Source organism: Photorhabdus hainanensis (genome assembly GCF_018448965.1).
GTDB lineage: Bacteria > Pseudomonadota > Gammaproteobacteria > Enterobacterales > Enterobacteriaceae > Photorhabdus > Photorhabdus akhurstii.
The window spans coordinates 1-16640 of the sequence record NZ_RCWD01000062.1 but is presented as its reverse complement, the minus strand read 5'-3'; the positions used below and the strand labels follow the sequence as shown (position 1 = coordinate 16640).

Annotated in this window: 21 protein-coding genes and 1 tRNA gene; 6 read left to right on the top strand and 16 right to left on the bottom strand. The window is 45.7% G+C overall.

Features of this window, described 5'->3' with window-relative positions; genetic code table 11:
- On the top strand, positions 1-240 hold a 240-nt coding region (locus EAE92_RS23015; RefSeq protein WP_214066812.1), incomplete at its 5' end, for a transposase.
- 151 nt (positions 241-391) lie between these two features.
- Here the strand turns inward: EAE92_RS23015 and EAE92_RS23010 are convergent.
- The 5 genes from EAE92_RS23010 to trmB all read right to left on the bottom strand — a co-directional run bounded on the left by EAE92_RS23010 (position 392) and on the right by trmB (position 4298).
- A complete protein-coding gene (locus EAE92_RS23010; protein WP_214069722.1) occupies positions 392-1357 on the bottom strand; it encodes a siderophore ABC transporter substrate-binding protein in 966 nt (321 codons plus the stop codon).
- Positions 1358-1474: 117 nt separating this feature from the next.
- On the bottom strand, positions 1475-2197 hold the full coding sequence (locus tag EAE92_RS23005; RefSeq protein WP_214069721.1) for a YggN family protein: 723 nt from the start codon (positions 2195-2197) through the stop codon (positions 1475-1477).
- Between the two features lie 47 nt (positions 2198-2244).
- Positions 2245-3171 carry a glutaminase B gene (gene glsB / locus EAE92_RS23000; protein WP_105396119.1) on the bottom strand — a complete coding sequence of 309 codons (927 nt, stop codon included), beginning with the start codon at positions 3169-3171 and terminating at the stop codon, positions 2245-2247.
- 81 nt (positions 3172-3252) lie between these two features.
- Complete coding sequence (locus EAE92_RS22995) at positions 3253-3579, bottom strand: YggL family protein (RefSeq protein ID WP_036776901.1); 327 nt, start codon at positions 3577-3579, stop codon at positions 3253-3255.
- Positions 3579-4298: a tRNA (guanosine(46)-N7)-methyltransferase TrmB gene (trmB, locus tag EAE92_RS22990; RefSeq protein WP_214069720.1), complete on the bottom strand. Its 720-nt coding sequence runs from the start codon at positions 4296-4298 to the stop codon at positions 3579-3581. Before trmB ends, EAE92_RS22995 begins: the two co-directional genes overlap by 1 nt.
- A 379-nt stretch (positions 4299-4677) precedes the next feature.
- Between trmB and mutY the strand changes: the two genes are divergently transcribed.
- The 4 genes from mutY (at position 4678) to EAE92_RS22970 (ending at position 7393) form a co-directional block, all read left to right on the top strand.
- Positions 4678-5718 carry an A/G-specific adenine glycosylase gene (mutY, locus tag EAE92_RS22985; protein ID WP_214069719.1) on the top strand — a complete coding sequence of 347 codons (1041 nt, stop codon included), beginning with the start codon at positions 4678-4680 and terminating at the stop codon, positions 5716-5718.
- A gap of 29 nt (positions 5719-5747) precedes the next feature.
- On the top strand, positions 5748-6020 hold the full coding sequence (locus EAE92_RS22980; RefSeq protein ID WP_214069718.1) for an oxidative damage protection protein: 273 nt from the start codon (positions 5748-5750) through the stop codon (positions 6018-6020).
- A gap of 63 nt (positions 6021-6083) precedes the next feature.
- The gene (mltC, locus tag EAE92_RS22975; RefSeq protein ID WP_040152207.1) at positions 6084-7157 is read left to right on the top strand and encodes a membrane-bound lytic murein transglycosylase MltC; all 1074 of its coding nucleotides are present in this window, start codon (positions 6084-6086) and stop codon (positions 7155-7157) included.
- Between the two features lie 160 nt (positions 7158-7317).
- A tRNA-Phe gene (locus EAE92_RS22970) sits at positions 7318-7393 on the top strand.
- 380 nt (positions 7394-7773) lie between these two features.
- Here the strand turns inward: EAE92_RS22970 and EAE92_RS22965 are convergent.
- The 3 genes from EAE92_RS22965 to EAE92_RS22955 all read right to left on the bottom strand — a co-directional run bounded on the left by EAE92_RS22965 (position 7774) and on the right by EAE92_RS22955 (position 11444).
- Positions 7774-8775, bottom strand: a complete 1002-nt coding sequence (locus EAE92_RS22965) for a tyrosine-type recombinase/integrase (protein ID WP_214069717.1) — start codon at positions 8773-8775, stop codon at positions 7774-7776.
- 78 nt (positions 8776-8853) lie between these two features.
- A complete protein-coding gene (locus EAE92_RS22960) occupies positions 8854-10371 on the bottom strand; it encodes a conjugal transfer nickase/helicase domain-containing protein (protein ID WP_339959423.1) in 1518 nt (505 codons plus the stop codon).
- 377 nt (positions 10372-10748) lie between these two features.
- A complete protein-coding gene (locus EAE92_RS22955) occupies positions 10749-11444 on the bottom strand; it encodes an N-6 DNA methylase (protein ID WP_246545368.1) in 696 nt (231 codons plus the stop codon).
- Positions 11445-11498: 54 nt separating this feature from the next.
- Here EAE92_RS22955 and EAE92_RS25085 point away from each other — a divergent pair, with 54 nt between their 5' ends.
- Positions 11499-11627 (top strand): hypothetical protein, encoded by a 129-nt coding sequence (locus tag EAE92_RS25085; protein WP_281422833.1) that lies wholly within the window; start codon positions 11499-11501, stop codon positions 11625-11627.
- Here the strand turns inward: EAE92_RS25085 and EAE92_RS22950 are convergent.
- The 8 genes from EAE92_RS22950 to EAE92_RS22915 form a co-directional block, all read right to left on the bottom strand.
- A complete protein-coding gene (locus tag EAE92_RS22950; protein WP_214069715.1) occupies positions 11624-12550 on the bottom strand; it encodes a DUF1281 domain-containing protein in 927 nt (308 codons plus the stop codon). The two genes, EAE92_RS25085 and EAE92_RS22950, sit on opposite strands and share 4 nt — an antisense overlap.
- 128 nt (positions 12551-12678) lie before the next feature.
- Complete coding sequence (locus EAE92_RS22945; protein ID WP_246545367.1) at positions 12679-12960, bottom strand: hypothetical protein; 282 nt, start codon at positions 12958-12960, stop codon at positions 12679-12681.
- A 13-nt stretch (positions 12961-12973) separates the two neighbouring features.
- Complete coding sequence (locus EAE92_RS22940; RefSeq protein WP_246545366.1) at positions 12974-13732, bottom strand: hypothetical protein; 759 nt, start codon at positions 13730-13732, stop codon at positions 12974-12976.
- Positions 13733-13761: 29 nt separating this feature from the next.
- On the bottom strand, positions 13762-14778 hold the full coding sequence (locus EAE92_RS22935) for a TA system toxin CbtA family protein (RefSeq protein WP_246545365.1): 1017 nt from the start codon (positions 14776-14778) through the stop codon (positions 13762-13764).
- A 70-nt stretch (positions 14779-14848) separates the two neighbouring features.
- Positions 14849-15322, bottom strand: a complete 474-nt coding sequence (locus EAE92_RS22930) for a hypothetical protein (protein WP_036814762.1) — start codon at positions 15320-15322, stop codon at positions 14849-14851.
- Positions 15323-15398: 76 nt separating this feature from the next.
- Complete coding sequence (locus EAE92_RS22925; protein WP_246545364.1) at positions 15399-15710, bottom strand: hypothetical protein; 312 nt, start codon at positions 15708-15710, stop codon at positions 15399-15401.
- A complete protein-coding gene (locus tag EAE92_RS24830) occupies positions 15694-15882 on the bottom strand; it encodes a hypothetical protein (protein ID WP_229001634.1) in 189 nt (62 codons plus the stop codon). The genes EAE92_RS22925 and EAE92_RS24830 overlap by 17 nt, the downstream gene beginning before the upstream one ends.
- 201 nt (positions 15883-16083) lie before the next feature.
- Positions 16084-16305, bottom strand: a complete 222-nt coding sequence (locus EAE92_RS22915) for a hypothetical protein (protein WP_036814765.1) — start codon at positions 16303-16305, stop codon at positions 16084-16086.
- Between the last annotated feature and the right edge of the window lie 335 nt (positions 16306-16640).

The window sequence follows — 16640 nt, the reverse complement described above, 5'->3', positions numbered from 1 at the left end:
AGTGTTAAGCTTCCTTATTTTCAGTGGGTTAACACAATGATAAGTAATGTAAAAAATTCGATACGCGGAACATATCATTCGATTAGCAAAAAGTATTTACCTCGTTATCTTGCCGAATTCTGTTTCAGGTTCAATTGGCGCTTTAACCTTAAAAAAACATTCGAACAGCTTATTTATTCATGTATCCGGGCAGCACCTATACCTGAGTATTTACTCAAGCTAGCTGAGATTCGATGGTAATCAGGTAGAATAATGCCCCAATCGGGCAAGATTTAAACCAAAAACCTGACAGCCATCAGCATAAAATAACCGATAACTGTCAGACCAAATCTAAAACAATCCATTGTGGAACTTCAATCACTATTCAAATTCAAAATGGCGCATGACCTGATTAAAGGGCATCAGCTACAGCATTAACTTGTGCAGTTAAGCTTTCCAAACCACCACCCGATAAATACCACAGATCAGATTTCAGGTAAGTGATCTTGCCACTCTTATACGCCGAGGTAGATTTTATTTTATCATCTTCAAATTTTGCTTTGTCCAGCTTACCTGCACCAATGGCTTCACTACGGTCAATAATGAGAATCACATCAGGATTGGCTTTAGCAATCATATCAGAAGTCACTACAACGAATTTGTTTTTATCTTCACCAGCAGGAATAGATAATTCTGCTTTCTGTGCCTTAACCACGTCATACACTACGCTCTGGTTGTTTAGCACTAATTTACCTGCGTTATGCAGCAATACTAAAACTTTTGCGCCAGAAGACTTAGCTTTATCCTGAGCTTTAGCAATGGTTTTTTCCAGCTCAACAAGCTGATCTTTCACTTCACTCTGTTTATTAAACAATTCACCTAATAACGTTATGTTGCTTTCAACTGAAGCCAGATAATTTTTGCTATCAGTTCCCAGATTAATTGTCGGTGCTATTTTTGACAGCTCTTCATAGGAAGAAGTTTGACGACCGCTAATAATGATCAAATCAGGTTTAATTTGCGCCAATTTTTCCAGATTTGGCTCTTTCATACCCCCCGCATTTTCTACCCCTTTAGGTAAGCTATTACGGAGATATTCAGGCGTATTACCAGTAGGTAATGCAACAACCCTATCTGATAAACCTAATTTAACTAATGAATCATAAATACCGAAATCAAATGAAACGACTTTCTGAGGATTTTTTTTGACCTCAGTTTCACCGGAAAGGTGCTTAACTGTGATCTTATCATTAGTCTGAGCTGTAACTACATTGGGTGTAACTATATTTGGTTCAACTACAGAAGATTTCTGACTAAATGCGGAATGGCTTGCAACAGCAAATAACGATACCAGAACGACAGGGATTATCTTTTTCATATATCGCACTCCAAGAAAGGATATTTAGTAAACATTCGCATTCTAGGTAGCGAAAAAAATATGTCAATCTAAATAAGAATCAATTTCAAATTGATTCTTATTTGTGATTATTAGCAGTTATTTAATAGAATTCAGTAACTCAATTCTTTGTTGCTCAAGGCCACTGACCTTACTGCAAACCTCTTTGCCAAAACGCTGGAAATCTTCTTCCTGAGTCCGCCATTCAGCTTTCAAATTATTCTGCAATCCACCCAAGCTACCAAGCAACGATTGTAATGCCTGATTATTATCACCATTCAAGCTAAATTGTTTATTGCCAATCTCATTAATACTGTCCTGCAACACCCCGCCAAGACTTTGCTCGATTAAGCTACGGCTATCTTTTTCAACCTGCTTAATCGCTTGATGGTGGAATGCCATACCATCAGCGCGAGTTTCAATAATTCGGTTTACTTGCTGATTAAGCCCTGATTCAAGATCAGACAACCGATTACGCACATTGCTATCCTTGCCGATAGTATCTACTACTACTTTATCCAAGGACTTACGGGCTGTTATCAGGTGTTTTCCGGTTTCTTGTTTAATCCAAGGCAAATCCTGTCGTAAAGCCTGCTGATAATGTTGGGCTTTCTGACGCTGTTCAGTATTTAAACTTAAGCTCTTACCATCGCGAATTACTGAACCATCCGGTGAAATCTGGAGATTGCCACTTGCCCCCACAACCTGAACTGATTGAGAAGTAATAATAATGTCATTCTGTGGATTTACCTGGCATTCATAACCTGCCTGAGCCTGAGCAACAAATAGCAAAGAGGCAACAGTGATAATTTTGCGTAACATGTTTTCTCCTAAGAAAATCACCTGAGAATTAAAAAATGGATTGAGGGTTAAAAAACGGAGCGCCCAACACGATCGGCTAACAATTCTAGGGCAGCACAACCCGCTAAAGAGTTCCCCGATCGATCCAATTCCGGCGACCAAACAGCAACAGTAAACTCTCCCGGCACGACACATACGATCCCACCACCAACGCCCGATTTTCCTGGCATGCCAATCCTGAATGCAAACTCGCCGGAACCATCATACATACCACAGGTCATCATCAGTGCATTAATCTGCCGGGCCTGACGAGGACTAAGGATTTGCTGCTCAGCACCTATCGTACTCCCCTGATTCGCCAAATAAATAAAACATTTAGCAAGCTCAATACAGTTCATTTTCAAAGCGCAATAATGAAAATAAGTTTGCAGTACCGCGAGTACATCATTATCGAAATTACCGAAGGATTTCATCAGATAGGCAATCGCCGCATTGCGGTGAGAATGTTCCATTTCAGAACGGGAAACTTTGCTGTCGTAACAAATATCAGGGCAACCAGCAAGTTTGCGCACCACTTCCAGCATACGCTGTTTAGGCGCACTCAATCGCGACTGCAACATGTCACAGACAATTAATGCGCCCGCGTTAATAAAAGGGTTACGGGGTTTGCCTTTTTCCAGTTCCAACTGAACTAACGAGTTAAATGGCTGACCTGAGGGTTCCTGCCCGACACGTTGCCAGATCTCTTGTTCCTGATAACGCGTCATGGCTAGAGTCAGGCTTAATACCTTAGAAATAGATTGAATCGAAAAACGCTTCTCAGCATCTCCGGCACGGAATATCTGCCCATCGATGGTACAGATGGCTATTGCCAGGTTATCAGCAGGAACTTCCGCCAATGCAGGAATATAATTTGCCACTTTCCCTTGGCCAATCAGGGGACGAACTTGTCGCAAAATATCCGACAATAACGTATTAGAGAACGTTGTACTCACTGATTTTACTCCAGACAGGGGCACTCATTAATCACCAGAGACCCCTGTTGTGATTCATGCTATTTTATAGCCGATAGATTATCAATCCCACCAAACATCGAACAATTCGGAAGTCATGACATCTTCCATACCGCGATCCTTCAACCACTTTTCAACCAATTGGCGATGCTCTTCTGTACACATACCAATTTTTTGCAAGCAGATTAAACCTTCCCAATGCAGATAACCGCTGGCATCCAATGCTAAACCATTAGATTCAATCAGCTCATCAATAAATGCATCAACAGTGCTATCGATAACATCTACAGGTGTATTAGATGGGAAACTCCACTTAACAGAAAAACCTAATTCCTTAAATTCATCAATATGCATCTTCTTACGCAAACGACGACTGCGGTTTTTAGCCATTACTTAATCCTCTTAAACATTATGTCCCACACGCCATGCCCCAACCGCTGACCGCGCAATTCAAATTTCGTTATCGGGCGTGAAGATGGACGCGCTACATAATCACCATTTTCAGACAAATTAAGGTAATTATCTACGCCATTCATCACTTCCAACATATGCTCAGCATATGGCTGCCAGTCAGTCGCCATATGGAATACGCCACCCACTTTCAACTTGCTTCTTATCAGCTCAGCAAATGGCGGCTGTACAATCCTGCGTTTATTATGACGTGCTTTATGCCACGGATCCGGAAAGAAAAGCTGTACCATTTCCAAACTATTATCCGGGATCATGTTTTTCAGCACTTCAATCGCGTCATGGCACATCACCCGCAAGTTACCGATATTTTCATCTTCTGCGGAAGCCAGACAAGCGCCGACGCCAGGCGCATGAACTTCAATCCCAAGAAAATCTTTTTCTGGATTCTGACTTGCCATTGTGACAAGGGATGCCCCCATGCCAAAGCCAATTTCCAACACCACAGGGGCTTCTCGCCCAAAAAGCGCTGCCAGCTCCAGCTTTTCTGCCTGATACTCAACACCTATTTTTGGCCAGAGATTATCAAGTGCTTGTTGCTGACGATTAGTTAACCGGCCCTGACGACGAACAAAACTCCTAACACGGCGCAACGCCCTGCCATTTTCATCAAATTCCGGCGAAATTACGTTATTTATCATGGTATTTCTGTCAGTTTTAAAGGCATTTATTCAGCCGCTTATGGCTGCTTTACCAGCAAACCACCTATCCCCGTCATCTTTCAAGTTGCCTCTTTGTTGGCTGCACTCACTCACCCCGGTCACATAGTTACCTATGCTCCCGGGGATTCGCTCCCTTGCCGTCGCGATGCATCTTGAAATCCATTGGGTATAAAAGAGAGCGCATTATCCAAAGATGGGCGATTTTAGCAAGTCCGATCATGACAAGTACAATTTTAATACGGAATTTAATACGAAATTGCGTAGCGCTGCGAAAACAAAGTTCCGGTTTACAGCGAGGTTACACTATGTTGCAATCCTATTCACGAAACACTGATTTTCCCTAAAGATAATTATCCCAATGATGGAAGCAAAGCAATTCTCCACAGTGGTACTGGATTGGTACCATCGTTACGGTCGTAAAACCCTGCCCTGGCAATTGGAAAAGACCTCTTATCACGTCTGGCTTTCAGAAGTGATGTTGCAACAAACTCAGGTCGCGACGGTCATTCCCTATTTTCAGCGCTTTATTTCACGTTTTCCCGATGTGACTTCACTTGCCGCAGCCCCCCTTGATGAAGTCCTACATTTGTGGACCGGCCTTGGTTACTACGCTCGCGCTCGTAATTTACATAAAGCGGCACAACAGGTTGTGGAGTTGCACCAAGGTCAATTCCCGACAACTTTTGAAGATGTTGTCGCCCTACCTGGCGTTGGTCGTTCAACAGCGGGGGCAATCCTTTCACTTTCTCAAGGTAAACATTTCCCAATTCTTGATGGCAACGTTAAACGGGTATTAGCCCGCTGTTATGCCGTGGAAGGTTGGCCAGGTAAAAAAGAGGTTGAAAGCAACCTTTGGCAAATCAGCACCAATGTAACGCCGGCGCAAGAGGTGGAATATTTTAATCAGGCGATGATGGACTTAGGCGCAATGGTTTGCACTCGCAGCAAGCCGAAATGTGAAATTTGCCCATTAAATCAAGGATGTATCGCTTACGCTAACCATAGCTGGACCAAATATCCAGGTAAAAAACCTAAACAGAGTATTCCTGAGAAAACAGCTTATTTCCTGCTGATGCAGAATAATGATGCTGTCTGGCTGGAACAACGCCCACCAACGGGGATCTGGGGTGGTTTGTTTGCGTTTCCTCAGTTTGAGAACATGGATTTACTAAATGGCTGGCTAGAACAATCAGGTATTTCTCACAGTAAACATGAACAACTCACCGCATTCCGCCACACATTTAGCCATTTTCATCTAGATATTGTGCCGATAAAAATAAATATTTTATCCTTTACTACCTGCATGGATGAAAATAAAGGACTTTGGTATAACTTACAACAACCCGCGACTGTTGGGCTGGCAGCGCCAGTTGAATATCTATTACAGCAACTGAGCTAATCCCATACCCACTATTTTGAGGATTTATTATGAGCAGAACTGTTTTTTGTACTTTCTTACAACGAGAAGCCGAAGGACTGGATTTTCAGCTTTATCCGGGCGAATTGGGCAAACGAATCTTCAATGAAATTTCCAAAGAAGCATGGGGACAATGGATGAGTAAACAAACCATGCTAATCAATGAGAAAAAACTCAGCACCATGAATCCGGAAGATCGTAAATTGCTTGAACAGGAAATGGCTAAATTCCTGTTCGAAGGTCATGATATTCAAATTGATGGATATACCCCACCAGAAAAATAATATTTAGCTTTCATCAGAGCCAGCGGCTCTGATGTTGTATTCAATACCAGATGGCAATGTAAGATGAAAAAACTGTTAGCACTGTTTGTTATTGCCCCAATTCTTGTTTCCTGTACCAGCAACAAAAATCGTGAATACCGTGAAGAATATATAAAAGATACCAATGGTTTTGATATTTTGATGGGCCAGTTTGCTCATAACATTGAGAACATTTGGGGGTTGCATGAAGTATTAATTGCAGGCCCAAAAGATTACGTAAAGTATACCGATCAATACCAGACTCGCAGCCATATCAATTTTGAAGCTGGAACGATCACGATTGAAACAATTTCCCCAATTGACCCTACGACCTATCTACGCAAGGCCATTATCACGACCTTATTAATGGGTGATGATCCAGGTTCCGTTGATCTCTACTCTGATACTAACGATATTCAGATCAGTAAAGAACCCTTTCTCTACGGACAAGTTATGGACAACAACGGCCAACCGATTCGTTGGGAATGGCGAGCAACACACTTTGCAGATTATCTGATTGCCAACAAATTACAAAAACGCCAATCTGGTTTACATGTCATTTGGTCTGTCACTATACAACTGGTGCCAAACCATTTGGACAAACGTGCTCATAAATATCTGCCACTGATTCGTCAAGCTTCCATTAAATATGGCATAGATGAATCCCTAATTTTGGCAATTATGCAAATAGAATCCAGCTTCAATCCCTATGCAGTCAGCCGTTCTGATGCACTTGGGCTGATGCAAGTTGTACAACATACTGCTGGCCGTGATGTCTTTAAGATGAAAGGTAAATCAGGGCAACCAAGCCGTAGTTATCTATTTGATCCAGAAAATAATATCGATGCCGGCACAGCATATTTATCGATATTACAAAACAGTTATCTGGGTGACATCACTAATGCAACATCTCGTCGTTACGCGGTAATAACGGCTTACAACGGTGGTGCAGGTAGTGTATTACGGGTATTTTCCAGCGATAAGAAAAAAGCGGCTCAAATTATAAATAAAATGGCGCCGGGTGATGTTTATGAAACCCTAACGACCAAACATCCATCGGCAGAATCACGTCGTTACCTGATGAAAGTCAATACTGCCCAGAAAGGCTATCATCATTAAGACATTAAAGTATTAAGAAAATAACGGGGAGCAATTTTTCTACTCTCCGTTATTATTTTGCCTATATTTCTGGCTAATCGAATAATTTCAAAGCATAAATCACTATTCCCAAAGAAATCTATTGACGAGCTCTACCGAATACGGTTTAATGCGCCCCGTTGCCCGGATAGCTCAGTCGGTAGAGCAGAGGATTGAAAATCCTCGTGTCGGTGGTTCGATTCCGCCTCCGGGCACCAATTCAAAGTGCGCTTGTTGGGAGATAAAAACTTAACGGGCGTTCGATACTGGGACCTAAGTGCATCGTTACAGTTGACTTAATCTTGCGTCGCTTCGATATAAAGTATAAAGGTTCTAGATTCAGGATATCTGAGAGATCAGGTGTCCTTTTTTCGCTCGAGCGCAATATTTACAAGTTCTATTGCAACTGTCAAGCCATCCAAACTAAAATCAATGAATTAATTAACACGATGTTGTATGTTGGTTACTCAACTTTCCTCATTGATCAGAAGAAAGTTAATTATGGGTGATGGTATCAGTTCAAAAAAATTCCCTATCTTGCAACAGGGAATTTGTAATAGATTAAGACAAGTTCAATCAATAGCAGGCATATTCTGCTTTATCCAATTAACATTTCTCCTCTCTCTGGTTCAACATCGATATACAGCATTAACTCACGCTCCAGCGCACGCCCGGCAATATCCAGATTGATATCAATATATTCCATCGTCGTGGCAATACTGCGATGCCCCAGTAATCCACGTACCATTTGCAAATTACGATCAGGCGCTTTCATCAGTTCAGTTGCCAGGGTATGCCGGAAACGGTGTGGACCCACATCAAATCCACACTCTTTTGATAAGCGCCGAAAGAATGATTTTATCGTCTGTAACTGGTCTGTTTCACTTCCTCTGTCTGTTTTGGCGGTAAAATAGTTCACACAGAACAGAGGATCACTCAGTTTTGCCCCAGCCGCCAGGGCACGTTCCAGCAAAATTTCCAGTCGCGGATACAACCATTTCACCACCGGCACCAGGTGTTCATAATGGTTCTTACTCCCCTCGGAACAAAGAATAATCCGGCGTTCTTTCAGATCAACATCTCCAAGCCGAATATGTAATAGCTGATTTTGCCGCATCCCGGTATAACGCAACGTATCCAGTACCGTCAGCCAATACCAGGTCGGATATAATGCACAGCGGGCACGATGGTTATCCCCTGCCTGTCGCTCCCGCTCTTCAAATTGCCCCATCGTGAGATACAGGGCTGTCAGCTGTTTTTTGGTTAATGTTTTCTTTTTCTTCTTGTTTGCATTAACCACGACACCATTAAATGGGTTTTCCGTTTGAGGCAGTATTTTTTCTTTTATCGCAAAATTAAACAACGCCCGCATATGCGCAATCTTACTGTTCCAGGTCACACCTTTCCGTCCGGACTGATGCAACACATATCTGCGCCACGCCAGCACCTGTTGTCGGGTCACTTGAGCAGGCCGATTGTCCACACCTGCAAACACCTGGAAGGTATTCACCACCTTGCGATAACTTGACTCCGTATCCGGCCGCAACATTTTGGCAAAGAAATACTCATCCAGCAGGTTATCCCAGGTCATACTGTCCATCTCTACTTCCTCACTTCATCAATTTAAAAACCTATTGCGGGGCGCAAAAAATAACATATTGTTATTAAAGATGCTTTCTCATGAAATCATGAGAAAAGGGCTATCTTCCGGTACAGAACGGTCACGATAAAGCAACGTGTTTTTGATTAAGTAGCCATGAATACGTTGATAGGAGCCAGTCCGATCAGCCGAATCATAAAGATGACAGCAACAAAAACACTTTCCACCACTGACTCGATGTCGTCCCAGTCGCTCAAATGCGGTTTGTACCCGTTTCCATTTTTGGCTAACCTCTTTGCCATCCGCCTGCTTCTTCTCACCGAGAAACTGGAAGAAAATGGCCGGCGCACTTACAAACACAAAACCACTGACCAGATGTATCCGGGCTTGCGGCGTATTAATGGTCATCACTCCATGCCTTAACCCAGCGGACAGCCAGTCCCAGAATTGCTCGCCAATACAGGATGTCTCAATAACATTTTCATGCTGCAATGTTGTCTGAACTGCGTGTTGTGAAGGCACCGGCGTGTATGGCGGTATGATTTCTGCTTCACTGGCCACAACCTGTTCTGTCACTGTGCCCGCGACATTTATCCCCATTAATGACAATAGCTGTTGCGTGCTCCCATCCGACGGTCCCCCCTTCTCCGGCGCGACTGTCATGACGGCAGAAGAGATCTCATCAACCGGCCTCACGGCTGATGAAACAATTTCAGTCATCGGGTTATCTTCCTGCCGTCTCTGAGAAGGCAGAACACTGTCCATTGTTGTTGATAAAGGCGTAGCAGAAACATCGAGGTTTCCTGAAACAATCATTTGCGGTGATGCCGCCGCGACAGAGAATATTTCTGATATTGTCGGCGCGCCCGCTTTATTCAAAGCTGCTGTAATTATCTGATTTATTGCGTCATCTTCCTTCATGTCACCGGATAAAATACAGAACAGCGCAGGCAAGGCATGAGGTACTGACGCCAGCCAGGTCAACGCCTTAGCCGGCAGCAATCGTCCGGCGAGTAACACCCCGAAATGACAGGCAACCCTCGTCTCCACTGGAGGAGTTTTGAACCGGAAACGATACGGCACCTGCGGTACAGCCAACCCAAGATACCAGGGTTGCCCTTCGTCCAGTTCACCGTCAAATTGGGCTAAAACAGGTAAAAAATGAAATAACGCAGCGTAAAACACCACCGTGTTCCATATCACACTTTGTTCTGCCTGCGTTTCAGGGGCCACACCCGGCGGTAACATCTGCCCTTTCGCCAGACGTACCGCAAATGCAGTACATTGCAAAGTCACATCTATCAAGCCGCCTGGGTGGGCATAAGGCCCCTGCGGTGCCGCCGGAAGTTGTTGCATCAATGCAACACACTCATGTAACGGAGCCAGCCACAGCGCCTGATAGTGTGTTTGGGGTAATGCGCTATTGTCCCACAGACACTGTAAACTCTGCCGTCGCCGGGCAGTATCCAGCAACAGTCTGGGCTCAGACGGCAAAAAGTAGCCTGCTTTGACCGTTTCTGGGATGGCGGTGGGTTGTGGAAGTAACTTTTTTCCTGCGGATGTTCCCGCCAGCAGGATGTTAATTTTTTTCAACACGATTAATCTCCTCTTTTTTCCCAAAACCCTAATACATCCCCTGACAGGGACAAGGCAAAACTCTTTTCCGGGAATAAAAATTAATCGATGAAAACCGCACGCAATGATTCAAACGTTCCCAATTCCGTCACGGGTAAACGAAGCGTGTATCCGGTTATTTCGTTGAATCAGTCATGATAAGTACAAAAGGCACATGGCGGCTCATGCAAGAAAGGATTAAGGGAAATAGAATGTGTCCAGTGCATCTGGGAAGCACTATCGATTCAGACCAAAACGTGTCAGAGATGAACAAAACAGCCTCAATCGATTTATTTCTCATCTCCGTCCTGTTGGATAAAACTCCGGCCCAAGAGCCGGAATTTGCTTAATCCAGTGTCTCAAACTGTTTGAACTTCATGCTGCTTACGATTTTTCCTGAGACGACAAGGCCAGTTTTCCAGCCAGTGTACCGGGGTATACATGACCCGATGACGTTCATTTGTCAGCGCATTACCTACCACCACCTCCCCGGGTATCCCCAACAGAGAAAGCTGGATATACGCCATGGAAGCGGCTACGACGTCCATATCAACGCAGGATACCCACATATGCCGGGCAGGGATATAGCCTGAGGTTTTCAATTCTTCCGCCACCGCAATAACCATACAACCCGCGCCACAGGCAGGCTCGTACAAGGTGAAAAAGGGGTGTTTCTCTAAAAATTGTCGCATGTCACTCAACTGCATGTTTGCCATCACCCGGCTAATATGCCAAGGTGTGAAGAATTGCTTCAGGTGCTTGCTACCCAGATTCATCTCCATGAAAATGCCGCCAAGAAAATCGTGGGGTTCGTGTTCCAATCCCCTCATGACATGCACAAGCAGTTGAGACAGCCGGGTCACATCTTCCGGTTCATAATGTTTTATGATTTGCAAATACTGTTGCTCCAGCTCACTGTCCGGGCAAACAGCATTATGCAAACTGATTGCCGCACACTGCACAAAATCACCAAATACCCGGTAGCGATGATGATAACAAGCTGTCTCATTCAATAAAGCCATAAACGCTTTTTTGTGATTAATCAATACAGACAAAACGTGTTCCTGAGAAAAGGGGGAACACGCCCCCTCAGAGGAAATATTCCCCCAATGGGTAAATCGCCGGCGTTATATCCGCCGGCAGTAGCGTTATCAGACGCTCAGGCAAACCTGAACCTGTTTTTTTATGTCAATTCACCACAGGAATTTCCCTACGGGATAACATTGTCAGCTCACTAACATCCGTCATGTGAAATATTGCCGAGAATGTAGTCCGGCCCAACCACTTTACGGATACCGTCCTCATCTTCCTCGCCAAATTCCAGTGTATCAATGCTACCCTCTTCCCTCTGCCCATTCCGGTATCTGTCGTAACCACAAAAACTACGGCCACCTTTAAAATAATGGGTGATATGGCAGTGATATTGCCTGGATAAAGGTGTTATGACTTTTTCATACCACGGTTCCCTGGGTGTTTTGTCAAAATGTCCGGTCAGACTGCCATCATCATTGTGCTTCCAGGCTATTTCATAACCTCGCGGCTGTGCCATACCGTACAATCGGATATACAACTCACGAGTCGTTTCGTGATCCCTTAACAATCCACCGCAAAATCCATTGATTTCACTCGCAAGACGGGTCGGTATCAGCAGAAACAAGTCACAAGGAACTGTCTCTGTCAGCCGGTCATCAAGATGAGACCACAGCATTTCCGTGTCACGCTCTCCGTTCCAGTCAACCAGACCGAACCAGTCGCAGGACTTTTGGTTAAACAAAGCTGTGATGGTTTCCTGCGCTGCCGGGAGCAACGTCTCCCATTTTCGCGCGGCCAGACCACTTTGTTGGTATAGCCTGTCAATCTGTTGGCTGGTGACTTCATCAAGCGCGACATTCTCTTTTAACAAGGCCAGCCAGTGCTCAAACGCCCGGTTTTCCGGTGAGTCTACCCCTGTTCCTTTCGCTACCAGCGCCGGATAAAGTGGGTAATCTGTCGTTTCAGTGGGTTGCAGGAGACCGGCACAGCCTGCGGCAAACAGCTTAATACTTTGATGGATAGCCTGCCCGTAATAGGGAATTCTGTCTCCCAATCCCCATTGTTGCAGAGCCTCCAGTTGGTCAGATTGACCCGTGATATGCAAACGATTAGCGTACCCCTTCGGCATAGTAAAAAATCCTCTTTTTTTACCTGAAAGAGGGCATACCCTGTGGAGGTAATGCCCCCACAGGCAAGTGATAAGTTCAGCGATGTGAAAAAAGCTATCCCGCTTTCGGATAGCCCTATCCGAATTATTTATAGCCGGACAGCCGGTCTCCACAATTTTGTGGCCTGTACATCAGGGCGCCTTCTTTTTCCAAACGCCGCGATAATCCTGCCCGTCATCACCCGGTACAAATCAGGCCGGAAACGCCTGCCATGACGACGAGCGACTTTGTTCTTGCGGATAATTTTTGAGGCTGTTTTGGTCTTAATCTTTTTCATCAGTAACGCTCCGAAATAAAAACGGGCGTTATCCCCTGACGGGAAATAACGCCCGTCAGGGTGAAAAATAACCACCGGCGTACCCGCAGCCAAGATTAACTTTCAATCAAGCTGCTAACTTTCGTATGGGGGTAATGGTACTCTCCGGGTGGGTTTTCAGCACAAACTGCTCATCTACCCAGGTGATTGCCTCATCCACCACATCCCGATAATCTCTGACTGTTGGGTTGTTAACATCTTCAATGTCTACATCTGATCGAAAACTCTCTATCACACGATCATTTTTGTATACCACATCAACCCGAAACTGGACGGGCGTCATAAATCCATCGGAGACCGCATCGATATAGTCTTCGAGATACCCTGACTCAAATTCCTCTGCATCAATATTGTGCAAATCCTGTGGCCCCATTAATACATCGATGTAACCGATAGCGGAGGAAAAACGCCGGATTAAACGGGGTTCAACCTGTAAGTAACGAAGAAATTGACCCAAACGTTCAAAACAATACAGACACGTTTCTGTCAACTGCTTATCCAAGTAGTCCATAAAACGTGTCCAGTACTGTTGCGTTTTACTGAACTGTTCCAGCGTGATTTGCTCCTCCTCCGGCAGATTATCCTGCGCCGTCAGACGCAAAAACTGCTCTGCCGTCAGATTCAGTAGCACAGCGGTATCCGGCCGGATAAGGGTATCCACACGACCACTGCTTTCCGGATGGGTATAGGGCATCAGCATCGGATCCTGATAAGCATAAGATATCGCATCCATTCCCCGTATCCATAACGTCAGGATACGCTCACTATTTCTGCATCTGGCCCGGTTTGCCGGATCCTCAGACAAACTGTCCAAAAGATGAGTCATGATGGGCAAAAGTAACTCTTTGGTAAACTTTATATAGGTATTGACGTAATCTCCCTGGCTCTCATGAAACATATTCGGGCTAAAGCACTGACAGCCATCAGCGGCGTGATACCCTGATCAATATGGCGCTGAACCACCTCATCATATTCCAGCATGGTGTCATTCAGCGGCAGGCCATAGTGCTCACTGAGCAACACGGCAGCCATCTGCTGCCACAATTCCACCTGGGTCGGTAACTGCTGTCTGCGGTCTTGCAAATAATCCACGGCACGGCGGGCATCATTAGCCACCTGAAATAACCACCACGGATCTGAACCCAAAGCGTGTTCCCAGGGTACTGTATTATCAGGATAGACCGGGTTACCCCGGACACCGGTTAATACCGCCACAAACGCCGCGCCCAATGCTGTCACCCATTGTTCCCGAGCTTCATCTAACTCACTTTGGGTTGTCAGGCCAAAGCGGTTTAACCGGGACGGATGGCCAGTGGCATAAACCAGTTGATGCAACAAGTCATGCCAGTATTGTGAATCTTCAACGTAGTCCCGCCGGACAGGCAGCTCAATACGGTCATGAAATGGTCGGTAAACGGGCACGATGCCCGACCAATGAACCACCGGGATCCCACTGGCCGTCACCAGTTGCTGAACAGCGGTAAAACCGGGAGCCGGACGCGGAGGTAAAGGAAAACCGGGTTGAAGTTCTGTCGGCAGTCCTTCACATTGTTCCAAATTAATGACACGTATCAGCGACATTGAAGGCCGGTAACGGACGATGGTTGTCGGTTTTTCACCGTTGACCACCCATCCGCCTAACGCTCTTAACTCATCACCGGTTAACCAGCGGTTAGATATCAACTGCCGCTGCAACATAGTTTGCCAGAGCAACAGCACATTGATACCGCTAAACGGTTGTCCGGTCAGCGCATGCTGCGGCAAACCGTACTCACTGGCCGCTTGCCAGGGCGCCCATCCACTTTCCAGGCTGTCTGTAAGACGTCGGGTGATTAACCGGCAGATATCATCCGGTAGGTAAGAAAGGGTCATCATTTTTCCTGTCTAAAATTAAGGAAGAGACCCGTCCACAGGGAGTCGTCTCTCCCCAGGGGATAAATAATTAGCGCATGAAATAATGCGCTATTTTGGCCGGTAACGCGGTCAGCCAGTGATAAACTGCTGACAAGTCAACCTCGTAAGCGTGAAGCATCAAACACACGCCTGTCACCAGCGACGTCAATGCTATCCCGGTCAACAGCCAGCGACGACGCTGCCTGAGTTTTTTCTCCTTTAGCTGAACCTGTTGATACAGGAACAGCCCCAGCGTCTGCAACTCACTGAACCGGTGAAATTCCTCACGCCGTAAGGCTTCACAAGCCTCATCGTAACGCTCAAGCTCGGTCGGATGATGACGAGCAAGAAAACAGCGATAACCGTGATTTCTCAGCGTGTGATAGTGATTGTCGAATTGCGCCTGCAGCCACTGATTAAACCGGCTACGGGTTTTTCTGAATATTTCCGGTTCAGCCAGCGCCTGCACTGACAGGGACTGGGACGGTTCCCGAATGTGTTCTTTCGTCGTCATTGTACTCATAGGGTTAACTCCTGTTGTAAAAAAATGACTGACGGCGTTAACCCTCACGGGTTTCCCCGTCAGGGTAATCAATCAATTAGGCGTCCAACGCAATCAGCAACCGATCAGATTCATGTTTAAGCCGCAGCGCTTGCCATAAGGGGGCCTTCATGTCGCCGTCATGCGGCAAACAGAAAAAACCAAACGTCACCTCACACGTTCCCGGCTTTGCTGCCGACCAGGCTTTGAATGCCTGGTAAATCAGTTGATGAAACCGTTCGGTTTCATATTCCGGCGCAGACGGATAACTTACCATTCGCAGCCAGACTGGCTCTTCAATCGCCACAGCCGGCATCACCGACCGGGTAACGGCAGTCAACGTCTCATTGACATTATGCAGCCTCATCATAAACCTTCGACAAACTACGCTGTCTCAACAGACGCGTGAGCATCTGTTGCGCCGAATCCACCGCTTCCGTTTCGTCGATAAGGTACCGCTCGCCATAAAACGGCTCCGAACTCTCCTCACCGAAATACAGCAACTCCACACCCGGTTTGTAGCGGTGTCTATCTCTGACCACAACCGGTCTCCCGCACGACTTCGCGTCATCAGAAAGTTGCCATTTACCCGCATACACCGTGTGTCTTCGCGTATGAGCTGCCGGTAGTCTCACCTGTCTTCGACGTAATAGCCGGGACATAACATGGTAAAATGACAGCGAAATCCAACGAATAACGCTCCAAAGTACTGTCACAAAGATCATTAACATCGTTCGTCTCCTTTATCCCCATAACAACTGGAAAACCAGCAACAGCACACCTAACGTCAGGATCCCCGCAATTTTGAACAGCGTTATCATGCCCAAAAGTTTAAGGAGTGCTTCACGATCTCGGTAGTCACGCTCATCACGGATCAAATCGCGGATAAGTGAGCGTTGTTTCGGGGTCAATGTCTCTGAAGCCGGCAGGATTGTCGGATCAGAAGGTGAATGAAAAGCAGGCATTAACAGCTCCTGTTACCGGAAACCCGCCCTTGACGGGGACAAGCCCCGGGAAGTGAAAAAAGATGTCCGTCAAGAACATCATACAAAGTGAATAAATCCGTCAGGTCAATCCTTATCAGGACGCCTTTAAGATACGGGAACTGGCCCTGTTATCGCCAACCCGGGAAACACGCCTCACTTGGGTTAAATAAAAATTCAGTTCGAATAACAGACCGCTGACAAACCTCGTTGAAAATAACGGGATTTGTTCCTCTCATTGTGAATCATAATGCCATCCATTTTCCTCATTAAGCCAATTTAATCGCCCGACAAGGCGTTATTTTCGCTTCTCCTGC

Bases quoted from the DNA above. Each gene is read 5' to 3' on its own strand.
- EAE92_RS23010 (WP_214069722.1), bottom strand. From the start codon at position 1,357: ATGAAAAAGATAATCCCTGTCGTTCTGGTATCGTTATTTGCTGTTGCA.
- EAE92_RS23005 (WP_214069721.1), bottom strand. From the start codon at position 2,197: ATGTTACGCAAAATTATCACTGTTGCCTCTTTGCTATTTGTTGCTCAG.
- EAE92_RS22995 (WP_036776901.1), bottom strand. From the start codon at position 3,579: ATGGCTAAAAACCGCAGTCGTCGTTTGCGTAAGAAGATGCATATTGAT.
- trmB (WP_214069720.1), bottom strand. From the start codon at position 4,298: ATGATAAATAACGTAATTTCGCCGGAATTTGATGAAAATGGCAGGGCG.
- mutY (WP_214069719.1), top strand. From the start codon at position 4,678: ATGATGGAAGCAAAGCAATTCTCCACAGTGGTACTGGATTGGTACCAT.
- EAE92_RS22980 (WP_214069718.1), top strand. From the start codon at position 5,748: ATGAGCAGAACTGTTTTTTGTACTTTCTTACAACGAGAAGCCGAAGGA.
- mltC (WP_040152207.1), top strand. From the start codon at position 6,084: ATGAAAAAACTGTTAGCACTGTTTGTTATTGCCCCAATTCTTGTTTCC.
- EAE92_RS22965 (WP_214069717.1), bottom strand. From the start codon at position 8,775: ATGGACAGTATGACCTGGGATAACCTGCTGGATGAGTATTTCTTTGCC.
- EAE92_RS25085 (WP_281422833.1), top strand. From the start codon at position 11,499: ATGGGTAAATCGCCGGCGTTATATCCGCCGGCAGTAGCGTTATCAGAC.
- EAE92_RS22950 (WP_214069715.1), bottom strand. From the start codon at position 12,550: ATGCCGAAGGGGTACGCTAATCGTTTGCATATCACGGGTCAATCTGAC.
- EAE92_RS22940 (WP_246545366.1), bottom strand. From the start codon at position 13,732: ATGACTCATCTTTTGGACAGTTTGTCTGAGGATCCGGCAAACCGGGCC.
- EAE92_RS22935 (WP_246545365.1), bottom strand. From the start codon at position 14,778: ATGACCCTTTCTTACCTACCGGATGATATCTGCCGGTTAATCACCCGA.
- EAE92_RS22930 (WP_036814762.1), bottom strand. From the start codon at position 15,322: ATGAGTACAATGACGACGAAAGAACACATTCGGGAACCGTCCCAGTCC.
- EAE92_RS22925 (WP_246545364.1), bottom strand. From the start codon at position 15,710: ATGATGAGGCTGCATAATGTCAATGAGACGTTGACTGCCGTTACCCGG.
- EAE92_RS22915 (WP_036814765.1), bottom strand. From the start codon at position 16,305: ATGCCTGCTTTTCATTCACCTTCTGATCCGACAATCCTGCCGGCTTCA.